Here is a 20,865-nt window from a genome sequence, read left to right as displayed (position 1 = left end):
CGCGCGCCTCCTAGACCTGAGCCAGTTCAGCGGTTTCGGCGGGTTGCGCCGCTACCCCGACGCCACCGAGCAACTGCAGCAGCGGTTCAATACTGAACACACAGATCAGCGTACCCGACAGCGGAATCACGCTGTAGACAATCCCCATGGGAATATCCAGCGCCGCGGACATCTGGTTCAGTTCCAGCGTCAGCAGCACCAGTTTTATCCCGCCGAATACCATCACCGCCGCGGCAAAGGCCAGGCATACCAGCAGGGCAAAAATCTGTGCGGCGCGACGCAGGCGCGGCGGCAGCGCATTGGTGAGCAGGTCGATGCCCAGGTGGGCCCTGGTGCGATAGGCATAGGCCGCGCCCAACAGGCCAATCCACACCAGCAGGTAACGGGCCAGCTCCTCGGTATAGGAGCTGGGATTCATCGGCAGAAAACGCGTCAGTATCTGCCAGGTGACGTCCAGCACCATCAGTGCCAGCAGACAGCCGAGCACGAACGCCAGCAGTCTTTCGACTTTGCTTACAAACATCGCTGCAGTCCTTGTTATCTTTATTTTTATCCCTGCGCCCGCCGCTACCGGGAGGCAGCCCGGACCAGGGGAATACGGCTACTGGATCGCTTCAATTTCGTCGAGCAGCTTGCCCACCTCGGTGCCCTTGTAGCTGGCGAGCAGTGGCTGTACGGCCGCCACGAAAGGCTTCTTGTCCGGGCGGATTACCTGCACGCCGGCGGCCTCCACCGCAGCGAGGGATTCGCGCGTGGACTCCTGCCACAGCTTGCGCTGGTAGACCACGGCTTCGTCCGCGGCCCGCTGCAGCCACTTCTGCTGCTGCGCGCTCAGCTTTTTCCACACCTCGGTGCTGATCAACAGCATGTCCGGCACGTAGGTGTGCTCGTCCAGGGTGTAGTACTTGGACACTTCGTAGTGCTTGGAGAGATAGAAACTGGGTGGATTGTTCTCGGCACCGTTGACCACCCCCTGCTGCAGGGCGGTGTACAGCTCGCCCCAGCTCACCGGCGTGGCGGCACCACCAAGGGTGTTGACCATCCTGATCGCGGTCTGGCTGTTCTGCACGCGGATCTTCAGCCCGTGCAGATCGGCCGGGGTGCGGATGGGCTTGTCGTTGGCGTAGAAGCTGCGGCTGCCCGCATCGAAATAACCGAGACCGCGCAGGCGCGCCTTCTGCCCGGCCAGCAGCAGGCGGCGACCGACATCGCTCTGCAGCACATCCCAGAAATGTTTTTTGTCGCGGAATACATAGGGCAGGTTGAAGACTTTCAGCTCCGGCACGAATCCCTCCATCGGGCTCGCCGAAACCTTGGCCATCGCCAGGCTGCCGATCTGCAGCAGCTCGATCAGCTCGCGCTCGCTGCCCAGCTGGCCACCGGGATAGATATCGATACGCATGGTATTGCCGGACAGCGCGCGCAGGCGCTTGTCCATAAACACCATGGCGCGGTGCACCGAGTGCTTCTGGTCCAGGGTATGGGCCAGTTTCAGCACCGTCTGCGACTGCTTCAGCCCGCAACTGCCGAGCAGCAGGCACGCGGCCGCAAGCACCGCCAGCCGGAGCGGGAGACCTCTCTTCATCATCTTGTACACCTGTTCGCTATTATTATTTCTACAGGCAGGTATTACCGATAGTTGCCTCTGGCAAACGGCAAAACCAAATTGGTCTTACCATTCTATCGATGCGGACGGCCAGCTGCAATGCCAAATCTGGCGCCCATCGCAGTTCTATCAATACCAAATTACTCCGAAGCGGCAACCGGCGCCAGCGCCCGCTCAGCGGCAAACTGCGCGGCGGGAATAATCGCGCCGCGGTGGCGGATCACCCGCGCGGCACAGCGATTGCCCGCGGCGACCGCCTCCGCGGCTACCGCACCGTGCAGCCGCGCGGCCAGGTAGCCGGCGTTGAAGGCATCGCCAGCGCCGGTGGTATCGACAATCCCCGTCACCGGTGGCACCGCGAGCGCATGTACAGTGCCATCGCTCTGCAGCAGTACCGGGTCCGGTCCGCGTTTCAACACCAGCTCCGCCAGGGGATAGTCGGCGTTGCGCGTCAGACAGGCGTCGGCGTCGACATCGCCCCACAGCAGCTGTTCATCCTCGAGGGTCAACAGCGCAATATCTGCCTGCGCCAGCAGCGCCGCCACCGCGCGCTGTGCATCTTGCGGCGTGGCCCACAGGCGCGGGCGATAGTTGCTGTCAAACGCCACCCGACCGCCACCGCGACGAAATTCGGCAAGAAACGTGAGTAAGTGCTCACGCGCCGGGGGCGCCATGATTGCCAGGGTGATCCCGGACAGATAGATGCAGTCCACTTCGCGCAGCTGCGCCTGCAGGCGCTCGCGGCTCACGGTATCGGCAAACAGCGCCCGCGCCGGCGCCTCGCCGCGCCAGTAGGTGAACTGGCGCTCACCGTCGGCACTGTTGCGGATCATATACAGCCCCGGGCTGCGCCCCGACAGCTGCTCGATGGCGGTTGTGTCGATCCCCTCGGCGGCCAGCGTTGCCAGGATCTGGGCACTGTACGGATCGTCGCCGAGCAGCGTCACATAGCGAACATCGACGCCACTGCGGGCGATATAAACGGAGGTGTTGTAGGTATCGCCGGCGTAGCCCTGCGCCAACAGCGGTGTACCCGCGCCATCCGCCCCCTGCGGAGCCAGCTCCACCATTACTTCACCCAGCGCTGCCAGTTTCACATTTTCCCCCTGCTGTGCTGCTCTGCTGTTGTGCATCCAGTGCGTGATTTGCGCCCGATGCCGCTTCCGGCATCAAGGCCTTACCATTATTGTTGACTGGTATAACCAATTTTTGGCACCATGACAACTCCAGCCTGTGAGCAGCAGTGCTCGACAGTGCGGTTGGGTTTCTCCACGCCTGGCGCGGCGCAGCAGTGCGTTGCCGCGCAATTCCGGCCGCCCCGGGTACGGGGCGGCATTTTTCCCGGCTGGGCGTTACCCTTACCGGAAACCTGTAAAGGTCGCCCGGACGTTTTCAGCCCGGTTTTGCGCCACATGCCCGCAAAGCCTTTACGGCAAAGCGGTCACCTGCGCGCCCTATTTGCGCCCCGGTCATGAATGACCGGGCTGGCAGGCGGAGCGGAAATACAGTTTGTGCTGCCTGCTGAAGGAAGAACAAATCCGATAACAAGAGACATGCCCCTATGACACGTCCCCTGCAACTGCATCCCGATCGCCTGTTTCCCGCGGACAGCGTCAGCCGGGATATTGCACGCAAACTCTACGAGAGCGTCGTCGACCTGCCCATCATCAGTCCGCACGGGCACACGGACCCGTCCTGGTTTGCCGACAACCAGCCGTTCGGCAACCCCGCCGACCTGCTGATCAAACCGGATCACTATGTCTTCCGCATGCTCTACAGCCAGGGCGTGGCGCTGGAGAGCCTGGGCATTCCCAGCCGCGACGGTACGCCGGTAGAAACCGACCCGCGCGCCATCTGGCAGAAATTCGCCGAACACTATTACCTGTTCCGCGGCACGCCGTCGCGCATGTGGTTGGATACCGTATTCCACGATGTATTCAGGCTGGATGTCGCGCTGGACGGCAGCACCGCCGAACAGTATTACGAGTGTATCGACAGCGCCCTGAAAACGCCGGAGTTTCTGCCGCGCGCGCTGTTCGAGCGCTTCAATATCGAAGTCATCGCCACCACCGAATCACCGCTCGACGACCTGCGCCACCACCAGAAGATTAAAGACAGCGGCTGGAGCGGCCGGGTGATCACCGCCTACCGCCCGGACCCGGTGCTCGACCCGGAGTACGAGGGCTTCGCCGACAACCTGCGCACACTCGCGGAACTCACCGGCGAGGACACCGGACACTACGCCGGCTACCTGGCGGCGCTGGCCAACCGGCGCGAATTCTTCAAACAGATGGGGGCCACCTCCACCGACCACGGCCACCCTACCGCCACCACCGCCAATCTGCGCCGCGCCGATGCCGAGGCGCTGTTCACCCGGGTATGCGACGGTAACGCCAGCGCTGCAGACGCCGAGCTGTTCCGCGGCCAGATGCTGACTGAAATGGCGCGCATGAGTCTCGATGACGGCCTGGTAATGCAGATTCATCCCGGCTCGGTACGCAACCACAACCCGGTGGTGTTCGAGCGCTACGGCCGCGACAAGGGCGCGGACATTCCGTCGCAGACCGACTATGTGCACGCACTGCGCCCGCTGCTGGAAGCGGTTGGCAACGAGCCGGACCTGAGCGTTATTTTGTTCACCCTCGACGAGACCAGCTACAGCCGTGAACTGGCGCCGCTGGCCGGCCACTACCCGGCGCTCAAGCTGGGCCCGTCCTGGTGGTTCCATGACAGCCCCGAGGGCATGCGCCGCTTCCGCGAGCAGGTCACGGAAACTGCCGGTTTCTACAACACCGTCGGCTTCAACGACGATACCCGCGCCTTCCTGTCCATTCCAGCGCGTCACGATGTCGCCCGCCGTATGGACTGCGGCTTCCTCGCCCAGCTGGTGGCCGACCACCGCCTGCAGGAAGATGAAGCCTTCGAACTGGCGCAAGACCTGAGCTACAACCTGGCCAAGAAGGCCTACAAGCTCTGAGAGCCGGCACAAATCCGGCAATTTTCCCGGGAGCGGCCGCGGGTCGCTCCCGCGCAACAAAAAGTAAAAAACAAGCACAACAGTATGAGCCCACAACGACTCGACAACAGCCAGCTGGAATCTCTTCCGACAGAGATTCTCCAACCCGCCTATGATCGCAGCCAGGTTACGCCCGGCATCGTGCACCTGGGCATCGGCGCCTTCCACCGCGCGCACCAGGCCTGGTACACGGAAAACCGCATCGCCGCGGGCGAGATGGACTGGGGCATTGTCGGTGCCAGCCTGCGCTCATCGGGTGTGCGCGATCAGCTGGTACCGCAGAACGGCCTCTACTCGCTGGTGGAAAAAAGTAATGCCGGCACCAAGATACAGGTGATCGGTGCGGTCGGCGATGTATTCGTGGCTCCGGAGAGCCCGGCCCGACTGATGGAACAGCTGGCGCGCGCGGAAATTCGTATCGTCTCCCTGACCATCACCGAGAAGGGTTACTGCCACGATCCGGCCAGCGGCAACCTGAACCCGCAGCACCCGGACATTCGCCATGATCTGCAAAATCCGCAGCAACCCAGATCCGCACTGGGCCTGATCGTCGGTGCGCTGCAGCTGCGCCGCGAACGCGGCCTGCCGGGTTTTACCCTGCTGTCCTGTGACAATCTGCCATCCAACGGCAAACTGCTCGGCCGCGTGCTGGCCCAGTATGTACAACTGGTGGATACCGATCTGGCCGCCTGGATCGCCGCCAACACCAGCACACCGGCCACCATGGTGGACCGTATCGTGCCCGCCACTACCGATACCGACCGCGACCAGATGCAGGGATTACTCGGCTGCCGTGACGAAGCCGCGGTGATGGCGGAACCTTTTTCGCAGTGGGTCATCGAGGACGACTTCCTCTACGGGCGCCCGCAGTGGGACCGGGCCGGCGCAACTTTCGTGCAGGATGTGGAAGCCTACGAGCTGATCAAGTTGCGGTTGCTGAACGGCTGCCACTCAATGCTCGCCTACAGCGGTTATCTGGCCGGGTTTGAGACCATCGCCGATGTGATGGCAGAGCCGGCGTTCCGGCAACTGGCACAACACTTCCTCGAATTCGAAGCCAGCGGCGCGGTGCCGGTACCGGGGGATTTCGATATCGCCGCCTATCGCGCACAACTCGTGCAGCGCTTCGAAAACCGCGCACTGCGCCACCGCACCTGGCAGATCGCCATGGACGGTTCGCAGAAAATCCCGCAGCGCTGGCTCGGTACCCTGCGCCACCAGCTGCAGCAGGGCGGCTCGATTGACGCACTGGTATTGGCGCTGGCCTGCTGGATCCGCTACGTCTCCGCCGTAGACGACGCCGGCCTGCCGATCGAAGTCTCCGATCCGCTAGCCATCGAACTGAAAGCCCTGTGCGACAGCCATCAGGCCGACAACGCCGCACTCGCGCGCGCCTTCCTCGGTTTTGCACCGGTATTTGGTGACGACCTGCAACACAATGAGCGGCTGCAGCAGGCCCTGGCTGCGCAACTGGGTCGTGTTGCCAGCGGCGGCGCTCTCGGCGCCGTACGTGCGCTGATGGAAACCAGCCCTGCCTGAACCCCACTACAAATATTCACCCCATAATGGCGAGCTTCGGCTCGCCCTTTTTGTATAGGGCGCTGTAGAAAGTTCGGTGGCGGCCCTGCTAGCGATAGCTATTTGCCAGACACGCGGTGAATACGTCCCTGTACGCTCTAATCGGCATCCATGCCTCATACAAAACGGCAGGATTGCCGTTTTGGACGCTGAAAGCGCCCGCAGGGCGAGGGCCACGGATGGCCCGAGTCAACGTCTGGCAAACAGCTATCGCTATCAGGACCTTCGCATAACGTTTGTGACACACTTCGAGTTCAGCCAGCCTACTACTGCTTACGAAGCCATCAACTACGAAACGAAGGCAAAGTGCCGGGTGTACCATTTCGAAATGGTACACCCGGGGCTTTGCCGCCACCGCACCAGAACAGAGCACCTCAGAACCAGAAACGAAAAAGGGCGAACCGAAGTTCGCCCTGGAAAAAACTACCGGGATGACGCAGCCCCAGACCTCCCCCCCCGGAATTATCCAGGGCTGCGTCGCTGCGGATCAGAAGTTCATCCGCATACCCAGCAGTACCTCGCGTCCGGTGCTGTTGTATTCGCGCACCAGATCCAGATCGCCGACCGGCCCGGTGGTGTACAGGCGCTCGTACTCGTTGGTGAGGTTGATCGCCTCCAGGGTCAGCTTGATGTGGTCGTTGATGTTGTAGAAAGCCGACGCATCCACCCGGGTCGGGCCAGTGGTTGCGTGGGACGCGTTGTCGTTGGAGCCGGTCTGGTCGGTGACATAATCGTCGCGGCTGTTGACCATCACGCGGCCACCGAACAGATCGGTTTCATAGTAGAGGCCGAAGTTGTAGCTGTTCTCCGATAGTCCCTCCAGCGAACCGACCACACCGTTGCCGTATTCTGCCTCGGACTTCACGTGGGTGAAGTTGGCCAGCACGCCGAAGTTGCTCCCCCAGCCCGGCAGGAAGCGCAGTGGCTGCTGGTAAGACAATTCGTAGCCGTCCAGGTCGGCGCCATCACCGTTCTCGCTGGTGGTGATATTCCAGTCGTCAGAATCCGGCGACAGTACACTGGGGTCATACAGCGGGCTGTTCGGATCGTACTCCGGTCGCGCGGCGACAATTGCGCGGATATCGCTGGGCAGCTCCTGCCCGGTCAGCGTGGTGCCGGTAATAAAGCTTTCGATCTGTTTGTGGAAAACGGTCAACGCCAGCAGCGACTCCTCGGCGAAATACCACTCCAGGCCGATGTCAGCAGAATTCGCACGGATCGGCTCCAGTCCCGGGTTACCCACCGACACATTGCCGTTGATCGGCGTTACATCCACAGTGCCGGCCATACTGCCGAGGCCCGGGCGCGACAGGTTGCGGGCCAGGCCCACGCGCAGATAGAGGTCGTCGTGGAATTCCCACAGCAGGTTGGTGGACGGCAGCCACTCGGTGTAGCTGTCTTGCAGTTCCGTCGGTACAAAGCCGCCCATGCCGTCGCTGGACACCCCCCGTGAGGTGACAGTGGTATCCACCACGCGCAGACCGGCATTGACGGTCAGCGGACGGCCCATCAGCTCCGTGTTCACATTGGTTTCCACATAGCCACCGAGGGTCTCCTCGGTGATGTCATAGGTCTTGGAGTTGTCCCGATCCAGGGTGAACTGCCCCGCGCCCCAGGCGGCATTGGCCGCATCAAAATTGGCCACCAGCCAGTTGGTGGGGAAGCCGCCGGGTTTGTCGATACCGCCGGCGTAGTCGCCGACAACACTGGCGAGCTGGGTGGTGACGCTGCCGTCCACCGTGGCTGGCTGGGTGATGGTACCTTCGGTCGGGTTCCAGAACTGGGAATCGATTTCGCGGTTGTTCCAGATCAGGCCGCTCTTGATATTGGACGCGTTGTCATCGCTGATGGTCAGATCGGCCCGGAAGGTATCGTTGTCGCGGCGCACGACTTCATGCCGCAGGGTCGGGCCGGACCATACATAGTTGGATGGATCGAGAATATCGAAGCCGTAGGACATCTCGGCGATATTGCTGTTCTTGGCGAAAGAGTAGGAGAAGTCGTGTCCCTCCGCCGCGGTCAGGTTGTAGCGGTACTGCTCTTCCACATGATCGGAGACCGCATTGCCGTACATCACGTTCAACTGCATGTTGTCGGCGAGGTCGAACCTGCCCGACAGCACCGTCTGGGTGAAATCGGAATCGCTGAACTGCCCCCGGCTTTCCGAGCGCGGCGTAACGTTGGCGAAATCCCCGGCGACGATATAGCGTCCGCTGCCATCCAGCGTCACGCTGGTGGGAGAGATCTGATCATAGGTGTTACGGAACTGGGCAAAGTAGTTGTAGGAGGTCACGTCCGCACTGAGCTGTGAATTCAGCACGTCCAGTGAAAACTCCATGTTATCGGTGGGGCGGTACTGCAGCGAACCGGTCAGGCCCAGGCGCTCCTGGTAGCGGTTGAACGAGTCCATGCGCGGCAGGCGCGGTGTCCACATGTAATCCAGCTGTTGTGATGGGTCGATGCTCTCGCCGGGATAATTGGCGCCCGGGTTCGGCGTGCCGCTAATGCTGGTATCCGCATCGCTGTTGGCCCAGCTGCGCCCGCCGTTACTGTACGGCGCGGTCCAGCGCACCGAGCCGAAGCCTTCCTGGCGCACGGTGCGCTCGGAGTAGGCGGCACTGACCAGCACACCCACCTTGTCGTCGAGGAAAGTGTTACTGTACATACCGGTAAAACGCGGGTCCGTTTCACCGGCGAAACTGTCCGCGGTCAACTGACCACCAAACGCCATCTGCTGACCGGGATTGTCAAACGGGTGCGGTGTGGACAACTCCACCGTGGACGCCAGGCCGCCTTCTTCCACCGAGGCCACCGGTGATTTGTGGATGGTGATCCTGTTGAACAGTTCCGATGCAAATACATTGAAGTCAAAATCGCGGCTGCGGTTCACGCCGCCGGAGGAATCCAGCCCCCCGGTGCTGGCCGGTACTTCCATGCCGTTCAGGGTGGTACGGGAAAAGCCCGGACCGAGGCCGCGCACGGTGATATTGCGGCCCTCGCCACCCTCGCGGGAAATCGCCACCCCCGGTACCCGCTGCAGGGACTCGGCCAGGTTCAGGTCCGGCATCTTGCCGATATCCTCGGCGACGATGCTGTCGGTGTTGTTGGCGTTCATGCGCTTGGCATCCAGGGCGCGCTCGAGGGACTGGCGGAAACCGGTAACGGTGACCTCCTCCAGCCCCCCGCTGCCGGCAACGGCTTGGCTGTCGGTATCCTGCGGCTTCTGCTCCTGGGCCCAGGCTGGTGCGGTCACTGCCACCGCGAGCACCAAGGGTTTCAATTTAAATCTCTTCATCGCAAGCTCTCCTTCTCTATTTTAGTTTTTTCGCGCCAGCTCAGTACTCCATCAATCGTCTGGCGACCCAGTTCTACCCCGTCGAATTTCACATTGACCGCATTCTCGACCACCAGCGGCGTTTCCACTCTGTCGACCCGGATATTTCTGAACTGCACATTGCGCAGCGGCGCAGCCGCCGGCGCGTGTACTTCCAGAAAAGTGCCCACGCTTTTTGCGTGGATATTCTCAAATACGATATCCCGGTAGGTAGCTGGAAAGAATCCGCCCAGCTCGCCGGGGTAGTTCAGTTGAAACCAGAACAGGTTCTTGAAGGACTCGACCTGCAGGTTGCGCAGGTGAATATTTTCCACCAGGCCACCGCGGTCGAGATTCGATTTGAAACGAAAGGCGGATTCGCCCTCGCGCAGGATATTGTCGGTAAAGAAAACATCGCGGATGCCGCCAGACATTTCACTGCCCAGCGCAATGCCATCTTCTCCGCCCATATCGTTGCCGCGCACCAGGATGCGCTCGCTGGGAACCCCGATCGTACGCCCATCCAGATCGCGACCGGACTTGATCACCACGGAGTCGTCACCGGTGCGGAAATGGCAGTTTTCCACCAGCACATTGCGGCTGGACTCGATATCGATGCCGTCGTTGTTGGCGAAGTGACTGTCCACACGCACACCGCGCACGGTGGCATTGCGGGTGTAGACCAGGTGATTGACCCAGAACGGCGAGTGCACCGCGGTGTAACCCTGCAGCAGCACCCGCTCGGCGTGAAAGAACTGCACCAGCGGCGGGCGCAGGAAAGTGCCCGCAGCAAAGAGACGCTTGTCCACCGGCACCCCGCCGGCACCCATCTCGCGCAGGCGCTGCATATCCGGCTGCGCCTTTGCGTGCCAGCCGCGGAATTCGCTGTTGATATTGCCGTCGATGGTGCCGGGCCCGGTAATTGCCACATCATGGACATTGGCGGCGTAGATCAGCGGCGAATAGGTGTAAAGCTCCGTACCCTCCCAGCGCGTTTTGACCGCCGGCAAGTAGTCGGCGGCACGGCGCGAGAACAACAGCCGCGCGCCCTCCTCCAGATGTAATTCGATACGGCTCTGCAGCGCGATCGGTCCGGCGCTTTTCCAGGTTCCTGCGGGAATGATCACCCGCCCGCCCCCGGCGGCTGCGGCGGCGCTGATTGCCTGCAGGATGGCCGGGCGCGCATCGGCGTCAGCGCCACGCGCCGCGCCGAACTCGGTAATTGAATAAGTGTGCGCGGGGATATCCGGCTTGTGGATATCCGCGGCAATGCGCTCGGCTTGCACCCAGTCGCCATCTGTCGCCGCGCAGTGCAGCGACAGCAGTAACGACCCCAACATCGCTATAGGTACAACGGAGCTGTACCAGAGCTTCTCTCTCACAGTGTTTCCCTCGACCCAGTGCCTGTGTATTATTTTTTTCAGGCGGCAGGGTGCCCTCCGGTACAAGGAGTGCACCGGAACTGCGGGTAATCTACCGATTTATTGCTTTACTCAGGCGGCAGTATTGACTGCCGTGTTAATCGCTGACGGCCAGTAACTCAGGCCGTTTATTCATTGGCGGGTTTGCCAATGGTCGCCAGTATTCCGCCGTCGACATAGACGATCTGACCGGTGACAAAATCGCTCGCCGGACTCGCGAGAAAGACCGCAGTGCCCTGTAAATCTTCCGGGTTTCCCCAGCGACCGGCCGGTGTGCGGTTCAGGATAAATTCATTGAACGGGTTGCCATCCACGCGAATCGGCGCGGTCTGGCTGGTGGCAAAATAGCCCGGACCTATGCCGTTGACCTGCACATTGTGCCGGGCCCACTCGGTGGCCATATTGCGCGTCAGCATTTTGAGGCCGCCCTTGGCCGCGGCGTAGGCGGAAACGGAATCGCGCCCCAGTTCGCTCATCATCGAGCAGATGTTGATGACCTTGCCGGCGCCGCGCTCGATCATGCGTTTGACCACCGGCCGACTCATGGTGAAAACGCCGGTCAAATTGGTGTCGATGACCTGACGCCAGTCCTGCAGTTCCATTTCCAGCAGTGGTACCCGCTTGATGATGCCGGCATTGTTGACCAGCACACCGATCGGCCCCTGCTCGCGCTCGATCAATGCGACCATCTCCTCGACTGCAGCCTCGTCGGTGACATCGAACAGGTAGCCGTGGGCATCGAAGCCCTTGTCGCGCAGCTGAGCGACTGCGGTATCGAGTTTCTCGCGCGACGAGTGACCGGTGATCACCAGTTTGGCCCCGGCGCTACCGAGCCCCTCGGCCATGGCCATACCGAGGCCGTGGGTGGCACCGGTAATCAGCGCGAGCTTGCCGGTGAGATCAAACAGTGCATTAGACATTGATTAAACCCTGAATCATTTCCGTAGCACGAAATACCGTGGCTTTCCTCGGCTTGCCTGGCAGCCCCGCGCCTCGGGCGGACGCAGGGTCCGCCCCTACCAAACCGGCGAGGTGGACTTCTGCCAGGTCTGCTCTTCGTGCTTGTTAAACAACATGTCTTCAGCGCAACTGGTATGGCTGCACGTGGTCCATATCGGTGTAGTCGAGGTTCTCCCCGGCCATGCCCCAGATAAAGGTGTAGTTGCTGGTCCCCACCCCGGAGTGCAATGACCAGGTGGGCGAAATCACCGCCTGCTCGTTCGCCATCCAGATGCTGCGGGTCTGCTGCGGCGGGCCCATAAAGTGGCACACGGCCTGATCCTCCGGCAGGTTGAAATACATATAGGCTTCCATGCGGCGGCTGTGCGTGTGGCACGGCATGGTGTTCCAGACACTGCCGGGTGCCAGCTCGGTCATGCCCATCTGCAGCTGGCAGGTCTCGACCACTTCCTTTACCAGCAGCTGGCGGATCACGCGCTGGTTACAGGTGTTGCCGGAGCCGAGCTCCAGCACGTTGGCATCCTCCTGCCCCACTTTGCGCGTCGGGCAGTGACGGTGCGCCGGTGTCGAGTTCAGGTAAAATTTCGCCGGTTCGGCGCTGCTGTTGCTGGAGAACTTCACCTCCTGCGCACCGCGGCCCACATACAGCGCCTCCTTCGGCGCTATCTCGTACACCTCGCCGTCCACCTCAACCGTGCCGGCGCCGCCGATATTGATCGCGCCCAGCTCGCGGCGTTCGAGGAAAAATTCCGCTTTCAGCGGCGCGATCGCTTCCAGCGCAACGCTCTGCTGTTGCGGCATAACGCCGCCGACAATCATGCGATCGACATGGGTGTAGGTCAGACGCAGGGTGTCCGCCTCGAACAGCACCGGTATCAGGAATTCCTCGCGCAGCCGCTCGGTGTCGTAGCTGACATAGTCGCGCGGGTGGCTGGCGAATCGTTCATCGTATGCGGTCGTCATGGCTGTTTACCTCGCTCTGTTCAGCTGCGCTTTTTCAACAGTTCATACATCTGTACACCGGCCATGATGAACGGACCGGTGCCTTTGGGGTCGTCGGCGATAACGGGTTCACTCATGTAGTAGCGGTAGCTGCCATCGCGGCCGTAGCCGAGGCCCGCCACTTCGCAGATGCTGGTGAGACTGACGCTGTCATCGGCGTGCACCTGGGCAAATTCGTGCAACAGCCCCTGATAGGATTTTTTCACCAGGGGCACATAGGATTCCGGCAGGTATCCCTTGTTGATGGCCTTGGCGAGAAAATAGGTGAACATACTGCTGCCACTGGCTTCGCGATAATTGCCGGGCGCATCGGGCTTGTCGGTGATCTGGAACCAGGTACCGGATTGCGCATCCTGATATTTCTGTAATACCGGCGCCAGCTCGTTGATCATGTCTTTCAGGTAAGCGCGCTGTCGGGTATTTTCCGCGGGAATATAGTCCAGCGTGTCGACCAGCGCCATTGCCAGCCAGCCCATGCCCCGCGACCAGTGATAGGCGGACAGGCCGCTGTTTTTATCCGCCCACAATTGCTCGTGCTTTTCATCCCAGGCGTGGTAGTAGAGGCCGCTGTCAGGATCGCGCAGCTTATCCCGCACGACCTTGAACTCTGCCAGTACCTCGTCGAAATCCGCGTGCTGGTCGAGCAGCTTTTCGTAGTGGGCCAGAAACGGAATGCCCATATAGACACCGTCGAGCCACACCTGGTTGGGGTAGCGCTGCTTGTGCCAGAAGGCGCCGGCGGAGGTGCGCGGCTGGTCCTTGAGCTGTGCGCGCAGCGTCGCCGCGGCACTGCGGTATTTTTCCGCACCGGTCTGCTCGTACATGCGCAGCAGCATCTTGCCGGAATTGATGCTGTCGATATTGTATTTCGATTGCACGTAGCCATTGAGACTGCCATCGTCGTTGACGAAGGAATCCATCACCTGGTGGGCCATGTTGGAGTAACGCGGCGCGTGGGTGGCGCTGCCGAGATCATCGAAAGCCTGCATCAGCAGTCCGGTGGTGTACTCGAACCTGGATGGGCGCTTGCGCAGTGGATCGAATTTTCCATACGCCAGTTGCGGTGCCAGGTGTTGCAGCTGCGCGTCGGCAAGTCGCTGGCTCCAGGCCAGCGCCGCGTCCGCGGTCAGCGGCTGCTGCGCTTCGGCCAGGGTGGCGCTGGTGGTCAGGCGCTTGCGCAGCGGCATGGTCAGCTTTTCCGCCTCGCGCTGCAGATACTGCTCAAACTGTGCTTTGTCGGTGATCGGGCCCTTATCGCTGGGGGCCTCTTTTGCCCACGCCGCGGTAAAGTAGTAGTGAATCTGCTGGCCGGCCGGGTCGAGTACCACCACCTGGTTATGCGCATCGGTGGTGATCTTGTCGATATCCTGCTTGCGCAGCAACAGGCCCATACCCAGCTTGCTGCCGTCGAGGCTCTGCTTGCCGTAGGTGCCGACATAGGTCCAGGCCTTGCCGGTGATGTTCATATCACCGACGAGCAGTTCGGTATCGGGCATCTTCACCAACCCGGTAACCATATTGTCGAGCGGCTTGCTGGAGCGGGCACTCACCTCCACCAGGCGGCTGCCGGCGTGCATCGACAGGTGCGCGTGCAGGTCGGTGCGCTTGCCGGCCACCGGCTGCCAGCCACGGTAGTCGGTGGCAAACTGCGAGAACAGAGCGCCGTTGTTGACGATGCGCGAAGACCAGTGCTCGACGTCACTGACGCGCTGTACCTGCTTGCCATCCCAGTAACCGTAGCCGCCGATACCGAGCGCATCGCCGACCTTGAGGATATCCATCCCCCAGTCGGACATATGGTGGTAGGAATCAAAGCCGTCCTGGCCGACGTCCTGCAACACCGGCTTGCCGGTGCGCTTGCCGAAAATATCGAAGCCGTTGCGCCAATCCAGGTAGACCCGGTAACCCACCAGGTCGGATTCGATCCCCGGGCCCTCATAGCGGATAAACCAGGAGTGGTCGGTGTGCTCCCTGGGCACATCGAGCTGCTGCACATTCTCGAAGTGACCACCCATATATTCGCGGCCTTTCCAGTGGCCACCGGTCTTGCGCGACAGCTCCGCCTGGGTGCGCTTGGCCGCAGCGGGCCCCGCAGATTCGGCCGTGGCGACGCGCAGCTTGGCGCTGGCATCGGCGCCGATATCCAGGGTAAACAGGATACCGTCGTTGCTGCCGTCGGCATCGCGATCGATCACCTGTACCGGCAGCCGGCTGTCGCCGCGCCACACCGCCAGGTTCGGCGTCGCTGCAACACCGAGTTCGCGGTAACTCAGGTAAACGGGCTCGTCGCGCCGGGCAAAGTCCGACGGATTGGAGAGCTCCAGCTGGGCAATATCCGCCACCGCAGTTTTCTGCGGCTGAGCCACTGGTTGCTGCTTGCTCACGGCGGCAGGTTCGGAGCCGTCACTGCAGGCGGTAAACGAGGCAGCAACAAGAGGGAGCAGACTGAGTCGAGTTACAAATTTCACGGATATCTCCTCGAACCCGGTGGTCATTGGCTGTCGGCGGCACGAGCGACTAATTCGTTTTGCGCACCGCCGAATAAATAGCGGGGCGCGCGGCAAACATGCGCCGCGCGCCAATTTCAGACTTAGAACTTGTACTGGGCGCCGACAAAGTATTGCGAACCCGTGCTGATCTCATTGATCATGCGCTTGGCGTTCGGGTCCATGTAGGAAAATACCGGCTCATCGGTGAGGTTGATCGCCTCGAAGTTTACCTTGAGGTTATCCGTCACACGGTAGTTGGCAGAGAAGTCCAGGAAGGTAGTCGCATCCACGTAGCGCCTTTTTTCCGCGCTGACCTCTTGCGGGCGGGTGGAGTACTCGCCTCGGTTCGCCATGGAAATACGCGCGGAGAAAGCGTCGTTCTCCCAGTACAGGGTAAGGTTGGAGGAGTCATCGGACTGTCCGCTCAACGGCCCTTTAAATTCATCCGGTTCACCCGCCCTGTAGGTCACCTCGGAGTTCACTTTGGTCAGGTTGGCAAGAATACCGAAGTTGCGCACCCAGTCCGGTCCCGGCAGGAATGTCAGCGGCTGCTGGTATTGCAGCTCCCACCCATCCAGATTGCCACCTTTGTCGCCGTTTACAGTGCGCTTCACTTCGAAGTCTGCGTTATACAGATCATCGTATTGCGCGCCCAGCAGGCTGTCCGGCAGGCCGGTCTCGGCCCAGGACATGACGTCAGTCTGGCCAATCGGCAGGGATTCGATGTCTTTCACAAAGTAGGCCACCGACACAACGGCGTTTTCGGCGAAGTACCATTCGGCACCCAGGTCATAGGCTTTGGCCCGGAACGGCTCGATAAACGGGTTGCCGTAGCTTACCTTCGGGTCGCCGAAGATGGACACGCTACCACCCGGGTTCAGGGTCCCCAGATTCGGGCGGGACATTACCTTGGCGGCGCTACCGCGCAGAATCACGTCGTCGCTCAGCTCGTAAACCAGGTTCATCGACGGCAGTGTATCGCGGTAGTCATTATCTACCGTCACCTCGATGTCACCGTTCTGCAGACCGGTAGACGTCAGATCGGTCTCAACGGTGCGCACACCGAAGTTACCGCGGAAACGGCGGCCGGCGACGTCGGTATCAAAATCCAACTGCGCGTAGACGCCCAGGCTGTCCTCTTGTACATCGCGAGTGTCGCCTGCGCGCACTGCGTGTGGCCAGCAGCCACTCGCCAGGGCCTGATCAACCAGGGAGAGATTGCCTTTGAAATATGCGATACCAGTGGGGTTGGCGATGGAGCCCATATCACTGCTGATATTCGCACCAATTCCACAGGCCTCGCCATCAACGGTACCGTCCCTCGCATCGGCATCAGACAGTGCGGCATCGGCACGCAGGCCGGCAATCTCGTAGCCGTAGGATTTCTTGGTGATACCGCCGCGTAAAGTCAGTGCATCGTTGAGCGCGTAGTCCAGGTCCAGACGGAAATCGGAAGTGGAAGACTTGGCGTCGTACAGGCGATCGCGAATCTCGGACAACGCCCAGTTTGCCGGATTGGTGGTATCGAATCCGAACATGATCTTCGGGGAGGTCATGTCGGTGTAATCGTAGCTTACGGTGTCATTGGACTCCGCATATTCGATCATTTTACGTGGATCACTCTCACTAAAATGTTCCAGCACCAGGGTGCTCTCTCGGTTATTCAGATCGGAATTGGACCCACCAGCGAGAAATTTCAGATGAAAGTCTTCGCTGAAGTCGTGTTCCAGAGACAGAGAGTACTGCGCAAACTTGGACTGCCAGTCGGCGAGGAAATTTTCTGCCCGCGTATCGACGCCGTCCATGGTGGCAGTAATCAGGTTGTTGTGGCCGTCGATGGTATACGCGGCGACATCCGTCTCCGCGTTACCGGTGTCGCCGGTACGCGCCAGAGAAATCGGGTTGATGTTCGGCTCGGTACGCTGGGAATCGAGATTGGAATACAGGGCATCGAAACTCACCAGGGTGGAATCACTCGCCTGCCACTGCAGTGAGGTGGTCACACCCAGGCGGTCCTGACCGTAATTGCGGTTCATGTAGCGCGGAATGCGCGGGTGCCAGGCGCCCTTGACCCGCTCAAACTCTCCCGCGACGTCGCACGCGGAACAGCTGGCGAAATTGTCATCTTCCCATCGACCGGTGTCGGCGCCATAGCCATACACATTGCGCTTGGAGTAGGCGACAGAGACGAGCGCGCCCAGGGTCTTGTCGTCGTTACTCAGGCTCAGCAGCGCAGAGGTGCGAGGGGAGAGTTCTTGGCTGCCGTCGTTATAACTGGCCTGAACATTCGCCACGGCCGTGACGGGATCGTAGTCGAACGGACGCGCCGTATGCATCGACACGGTCGCCCCCAGGGAACCTTCCTCCAGTTCCGCGGAGGTAGATTTGTAGACATCCAGGCGATTGAACAATTCGGATGCAAAGACGTTGAAATCAAAACCGCGACTTGTCTGTACGCCACCGGAACCCGCAGCCAGAGACTGCGCCTGCATACCGTTGATCTGCACACGGGTAAAGGTGGAGTTCAGGCCGCGCACGGTAATTTCACGGCCCTGCCCACCATCGCGATCAATGGTCACGCCGGGAATACGCTGCAGGGATTCAGCGAGGTTCTGATCGGGAAAATCGGCAATATCTTCCGCCAAAATGGAGTCGACCATTCCCGCGGAATCGCGCTTGGTATCGAGGGCCTGGGCCAAGCTGCCGGAAAATCCAGTAACAACCACCTCTTCCAGGGCCTGGTCCTGCGCCTGCACTACTACCGGCGCAGCGATTACTGTCATTGCCAGAGCAATGGGCTTGAGCTTGAAGGTCTTCATGACTCTCATCTCCGCTTATCATCTTTATTGTTCGGCAAACCTTTTTGGTATTACCAGTTATTATTAAAGCGAGCCGATAATGGCATACGGATTACCAAATAACAACAAATTGGCTGACCAATTTACGCCTATTTCTGCGTTTTATCCTGACCGGTGGCTTTGCGCGCCAGCATCGTGCCGGTGCCATCGGTACCGGGGTTGAATTTCCGGTCATTGATGGTGACCGCATCAGTGGTCAGGCCGGTCACCGCCTCGATCACGCCGATGGAACTCGCCTGCGCGATATCGCTGTTAGACAGGTGCAGCCCGCGGATCGGCGCCCGCGCGAAACCGCGAATGTGGAAAACGCGCTTTGCCTGCTGGCAGCGCAGGTTATCCACAAAGATGTTGTACACCTCCGGATCGTGGGGACCCTTGTCACCTTCCTCGTAGTAGAAGTTGATGACAATCACGTCCTGCACATGGCCGATACTCAGGTTGCGCACATAGATATCGTGGATCTCACCGCCGCGCATGGCATTGGTCTTGATGCGCAGGCCCCGCTCCAGGTGCGGACTGCTCATGACGCAGTTCTCCAGGAAGACATTGCGCACGCCGCCGGAGATCTCGCTGCCCAGCACCAGGCCACCGTGGCCGTCGCGCATGCGGCAGTTGCGCACAACGATGTTTTCGCTGGGCGTGGCCAGGCGGCGGCCGTCGGCGTTGCGCCCGGACTTGATCGCAATACAGTCGTCACCGGTATCGAACTCGCAGTCGTCGATCAGCACATTGCGGCAGGATTCGGGGTCGCAGCCGTCGGAATTGGGGCCGTGACTGCGGGCGGTAACCCCGCGCACGGTGACGTTCTCGCACAGTACCGGGTGCATGACCCAGAACGGTGAGTTCTCCAGCGTGACTCCCTCGATCAGCACATTGCGACACCGGTAGAACTGCACCAGCGGCGGGCGCAGGTAGCTGCCGTCGGCATAGACCCTGTCGGCGACCGGCACCCCGTTTTCCATATCCTGCCCCAGTGCCTGGCGCGCAGGCTTCTGGGTCGGACCCGGGTGGAAAGCGCAGTTGTCGTTCTTGCCCTTCCACGGCCACCAGGTGTCACAGTCGGCGCCGCCGTCGATACGGCCGCTGCCGGTCAGCGCCACATTGTCGCAACCGTAGGCGTAAATCAGCGGTGAATACCCCATCAGCTCCATGCCCTCCCAGCGGGTTTTCACCGCCGGCAGGTAGCGTTCGGGCTCGGGGATAAAGGAGAGCACGGCACCTTGCTGCAGGTGCAGCTCGGTATTGGAGGCGAGGTGAATGGGGCCGCTGCGGTAGTGACCCGGCGGCACCACGATACGGCCACCGCCGGCCTCGCGGCTGGCGGCCACCGCGGCGGCAAAGTAGCGGCTGGCATCCTCGCCTTCACCGCGGGCACCCAGTGCCTTGAGGTTGAAGTCCCGCGCCGGAATCCGGGACGCTTTCAGCGCGGCAAGAATTTTGGGTACGGCACTCCAGGCGCCGCTGTAATCAGCCAGTTGTGGCCGGCTCATAGCGCTCGCCGACGTCGACCCCAGTGTCGGTAATGCGGCCAGCGCCAGGCCGCTGCGCAGGAAGCTGCGCCTATCCAGTCTCATCATTCGCCTCCCGAACTTATTGTTATGGGCTGGACTCCGCTTGCAAAAAATCGGCAAGACCAGAATGGAGGTTTTTATTAGTCTGTCATACCAATTGTGGAGGGGCAAGCGTGAATGCGGCAGATCAACTAGCGCGGAATCCGCGCAGGGAAGGCGTTGGGATACATCGCTGGCAAGGCGCGCCGGGCGGCTGGGTGCGGGCGGGAACGCCGGCGCAGCCTGCGCCGGCGGGGAGAATCAGGGCATGGCGAAGCGCTGGCGCGCGACACTCATTTCTCGTCGCGCGGCCTCCAGGGCTTCGGCCTCGGTGGCGTCCAGCAACTGCTGCACCACCCGCTGCAGGTGATCGCGCATGGCGTTGCGGGCGCCATCGGCATCGCGGTGCTTGATCGCGTCAAGAATCTTGCGGTGCTCCTCAATGCGTGGCTTGGAGCCCGCCTGGCGCACCTTCTCGAGAATACGCGCGGACACGGTGGAGCTGTTGCGCAGTTGCCACAGGTGTTCGCACACGGAGACCACGGCATCGTTATGGGTGCCGCGGGCCACGTGCAGGTGGAATTTCTCGTCCGCCACCTCGGCCTTCGCCTCGGTAGCGTTCTCTGCCACCATCTCTGCCAGAATCTGTTCCAGCTCGGCGATTTCCTCGTCGCTCATCTGGCGCGCAGCCAGGCCGGCGGCCTCGCCCTCGAACATGATGCGCGCCTGCAGTATCTCGAACGGACCGATGTCGGAGTCGGTAGCCTTGAAAGCGCCGGCCTCGGCGTCAACCACATACACCCCGGAGCCGCCCTTCACCTCGACACATCCGGCCAGTTCCAGTGCGATGATCGCCTCGCGCACCGTCGGGCGGCTGACCTCGAAGCGCTCCGCCAGCTTGCGCTCAGCCGGCAGGCGGGTGCCGGGCGGGTAGTCGCCGGCGGCGATGGCCGCGGCCAGTTGTTCCGCCACCTGTTGATACAGTCGCGCGCCCTGCATGATGCATGTCTCCGTTTGTGTGCGATAGAAGCTGCGTCGGCGCAGTTTAGCAGATGGGGTTAAACCGCCACAA

General features: G+C 61.2%; 13 protein-coding genes. 2 read left to right on the top strand and 11 right to left on the bottom strand.

Translation table 11 applies throughout. The features are described from left to right. Positions 1 to 10: 10 nt before the first annotated feature. The 3 genes from ABDK11_RS02120 to ABDK11_RS02110 form a co-directional block, all read right to left on the bottom strand. Entirely contained in the window at positions 11 to 523 is a 513-nt protein-coding gene (locus tag ABDK11_RS02120) for a TRAP transporter small permease (protein WP_346838676.1), read from the bottom strand. Between the two features lie 78 nt (positions 524 to 601). Beyond that, positions 602 to 1,585 (bottom strand): TRAP transporter substrate-binding protein, encoded by a 984-nt coding sequence (locus tag ABDK11_RS02115; RefSeq protein ID WP_346838675.1) that lies wholly within the window; start codon positions 1,583 to 1,585, stop codon positions 602 to 604. 161 nt (positions 1,586 to 1,746) lie between these two features. Next, positions 1,747 to 2,703: a sugar kinase gene (locus tag ABDK11_RS02110; RefSeq protein ID WP_346838674.1), complete on the bottom strand. Its 957-nt coding sequence runs from the start codon at positions 2,701 to 2,703 to the stop codon at positions 1,747 to 1,749. A 464-nt stretch (positions 2,704 to 3,167) separates the two neighbouring features. On the opposite strand from ABDK11_RS02110, the gene uxaC reads away from it, so the two are divergent. After that, on the top strand, positions 3,168 to 4,583 hold the full coding sequence (uxaC, locus tag ABDK11_RS02105; RefSeq protein ID WP_346838673.1) for a glucuronate isomerase: 1,416 nt from the start codon (positions 3,168 to 3,170) through the stop codon (positions 4,581 to 4,583). Between the two features lie 84 nt (positions 4,584 to 4,667). Beyond that, on the top strand, positions 4,668 to 6,161 hold the full coding sequence (locus tag ABDK11_RS02100) for a mannitol dehydrogenase family protein (RefSeq protein WP_346838672.1): 1,494 nt from the start codon (positions 4,668 to 4,670) through the stop codon (positions 6,159 to 6,161). A gap of 526 nt (positions 6,162 to 6,687) precedes the next feature. On the opposite strand, the gene ABDK11_RS02095 is transcribed toward ABDK11_RS02100, so the two are convergent. From ABDK11_RS02095 to ABDK11_RS02060, 8 genes are all read right to left on the bottom strand, one after another. Then, positions 6,688 to 9,495: a TonB-dependent receptor gene (locus ABDK11_RS02095; protein ID WP_346838671.1), complete on the bottom strand. Its 2,808-nt coding sequence runs from the start codon at positions 9,493 to 9,495 to the stop codon at positions 6,688 to 6,690. After that, entirely contained in the window at positions 9,492 to 10,895 is a 1,404-nt protein-coding gene (locus ABDK11_RS02090; protein ID WP_346838670.1) for a glycoside hydrolase family 28 protein, read from the bottom strand. Before ABDK11_RS02090 ends, ABDK11_RS02095 begins: the two co-directional genes overlap by 4 nt. Positions 10,896 to 11,062: 167 nt before the next feature. Continuing rightward, complete coding sequence (locus tag ABDK11_RS02085) at positions 11,063 to 11,854, bottom strand: gluconate 5-dehydrogenase (RefSeq protein ID WP_346838669.1); 792 nt, start codon at positions 11,852 to 11,854, stop codon at positions 11,063 to 11,065. Between the two features lie 160 nt (positions 11,855 to 12,014). After that, the gene (kduI, locus tag ABDK11_RS02080) at positions 12,015 to 12,857 is read right to left on the bottom strand and encodes a 5-dehydro-4-deoxy-D-glucuronate isomerase (RefSeq protein WP_346838668.1); all 843 of its coding nucleotides are present in this window, start codon (positions 12,855 to 12,857) and stop codon (positions 12,015 to 12,017) included. A gap of 20 nt (positions 12,858 to 12,877) precedes the next feature. After that, the gene (locus ABDK11_RS02075) at positions 12,878 to 15,364 is read right to left on the bottom strand and encodes a glycoside hydrolase family 88 protein (RefSeq protein ID WP_346838667.1); all 2,487 of its coding nucleotides are present in this window, start codon (positions 15,362 to 15,364) and stop codon (positions 12,878 to 12,880) included. 122 nt (positions 15,365 to 15,486) lie between these two features. Then, a complete protein-coding gene (locus ABDK11_RS02070) occupies positions 15,487 to 18,204 on the bottom strand; it encodes a TonB-dependent receptor (protein WP_346838666.1) in 2,718 nt (905 codons plus the stop codon). A 128-nt stretch (positions 18,205 to 18,332) separates the two neighbouring features. After that, complete coding sequence (locus ABDK11_RS02065) at positions 18,333 to 19,817, bottom strand: glycoside hydrolase family 28 protein (protein ID WP_346838665.1); 1,485 nt, start codon at positions 19,815 to 19,817, stop codon at positions 18,333 to 18,335. A gap of 237 nt (positions 19,818 to 20,054) precedes the next feature. Next, positions 20,055 to 20,792 (bottom strand): FadR/GntR family transcriptional regulator, encoded by a 738-nt coding sequence (locus ABDK11_RS02060; protein WP_346838664.1) that lies wholly within the window; start codon positions 20,790 to 20,792, stop codon positions 20,055 to 20,057. Positions 20,793 to 20,865 lie beyond the last annotated feature (73 nt).

The sequence above is a fragment of the Microbulbifer sp. SAOS-129_SWC genome, from assembly GCF_039696035.1.
Lineage (GTDB): Bacteria > Pseudomonadota > Gammaproteobacteria > Pseudomonadales > Cellvibrionaceae > Microbulbifer.
This window is presented reverse-complemented; position numbering and strand designations above follow the sequence as displayed.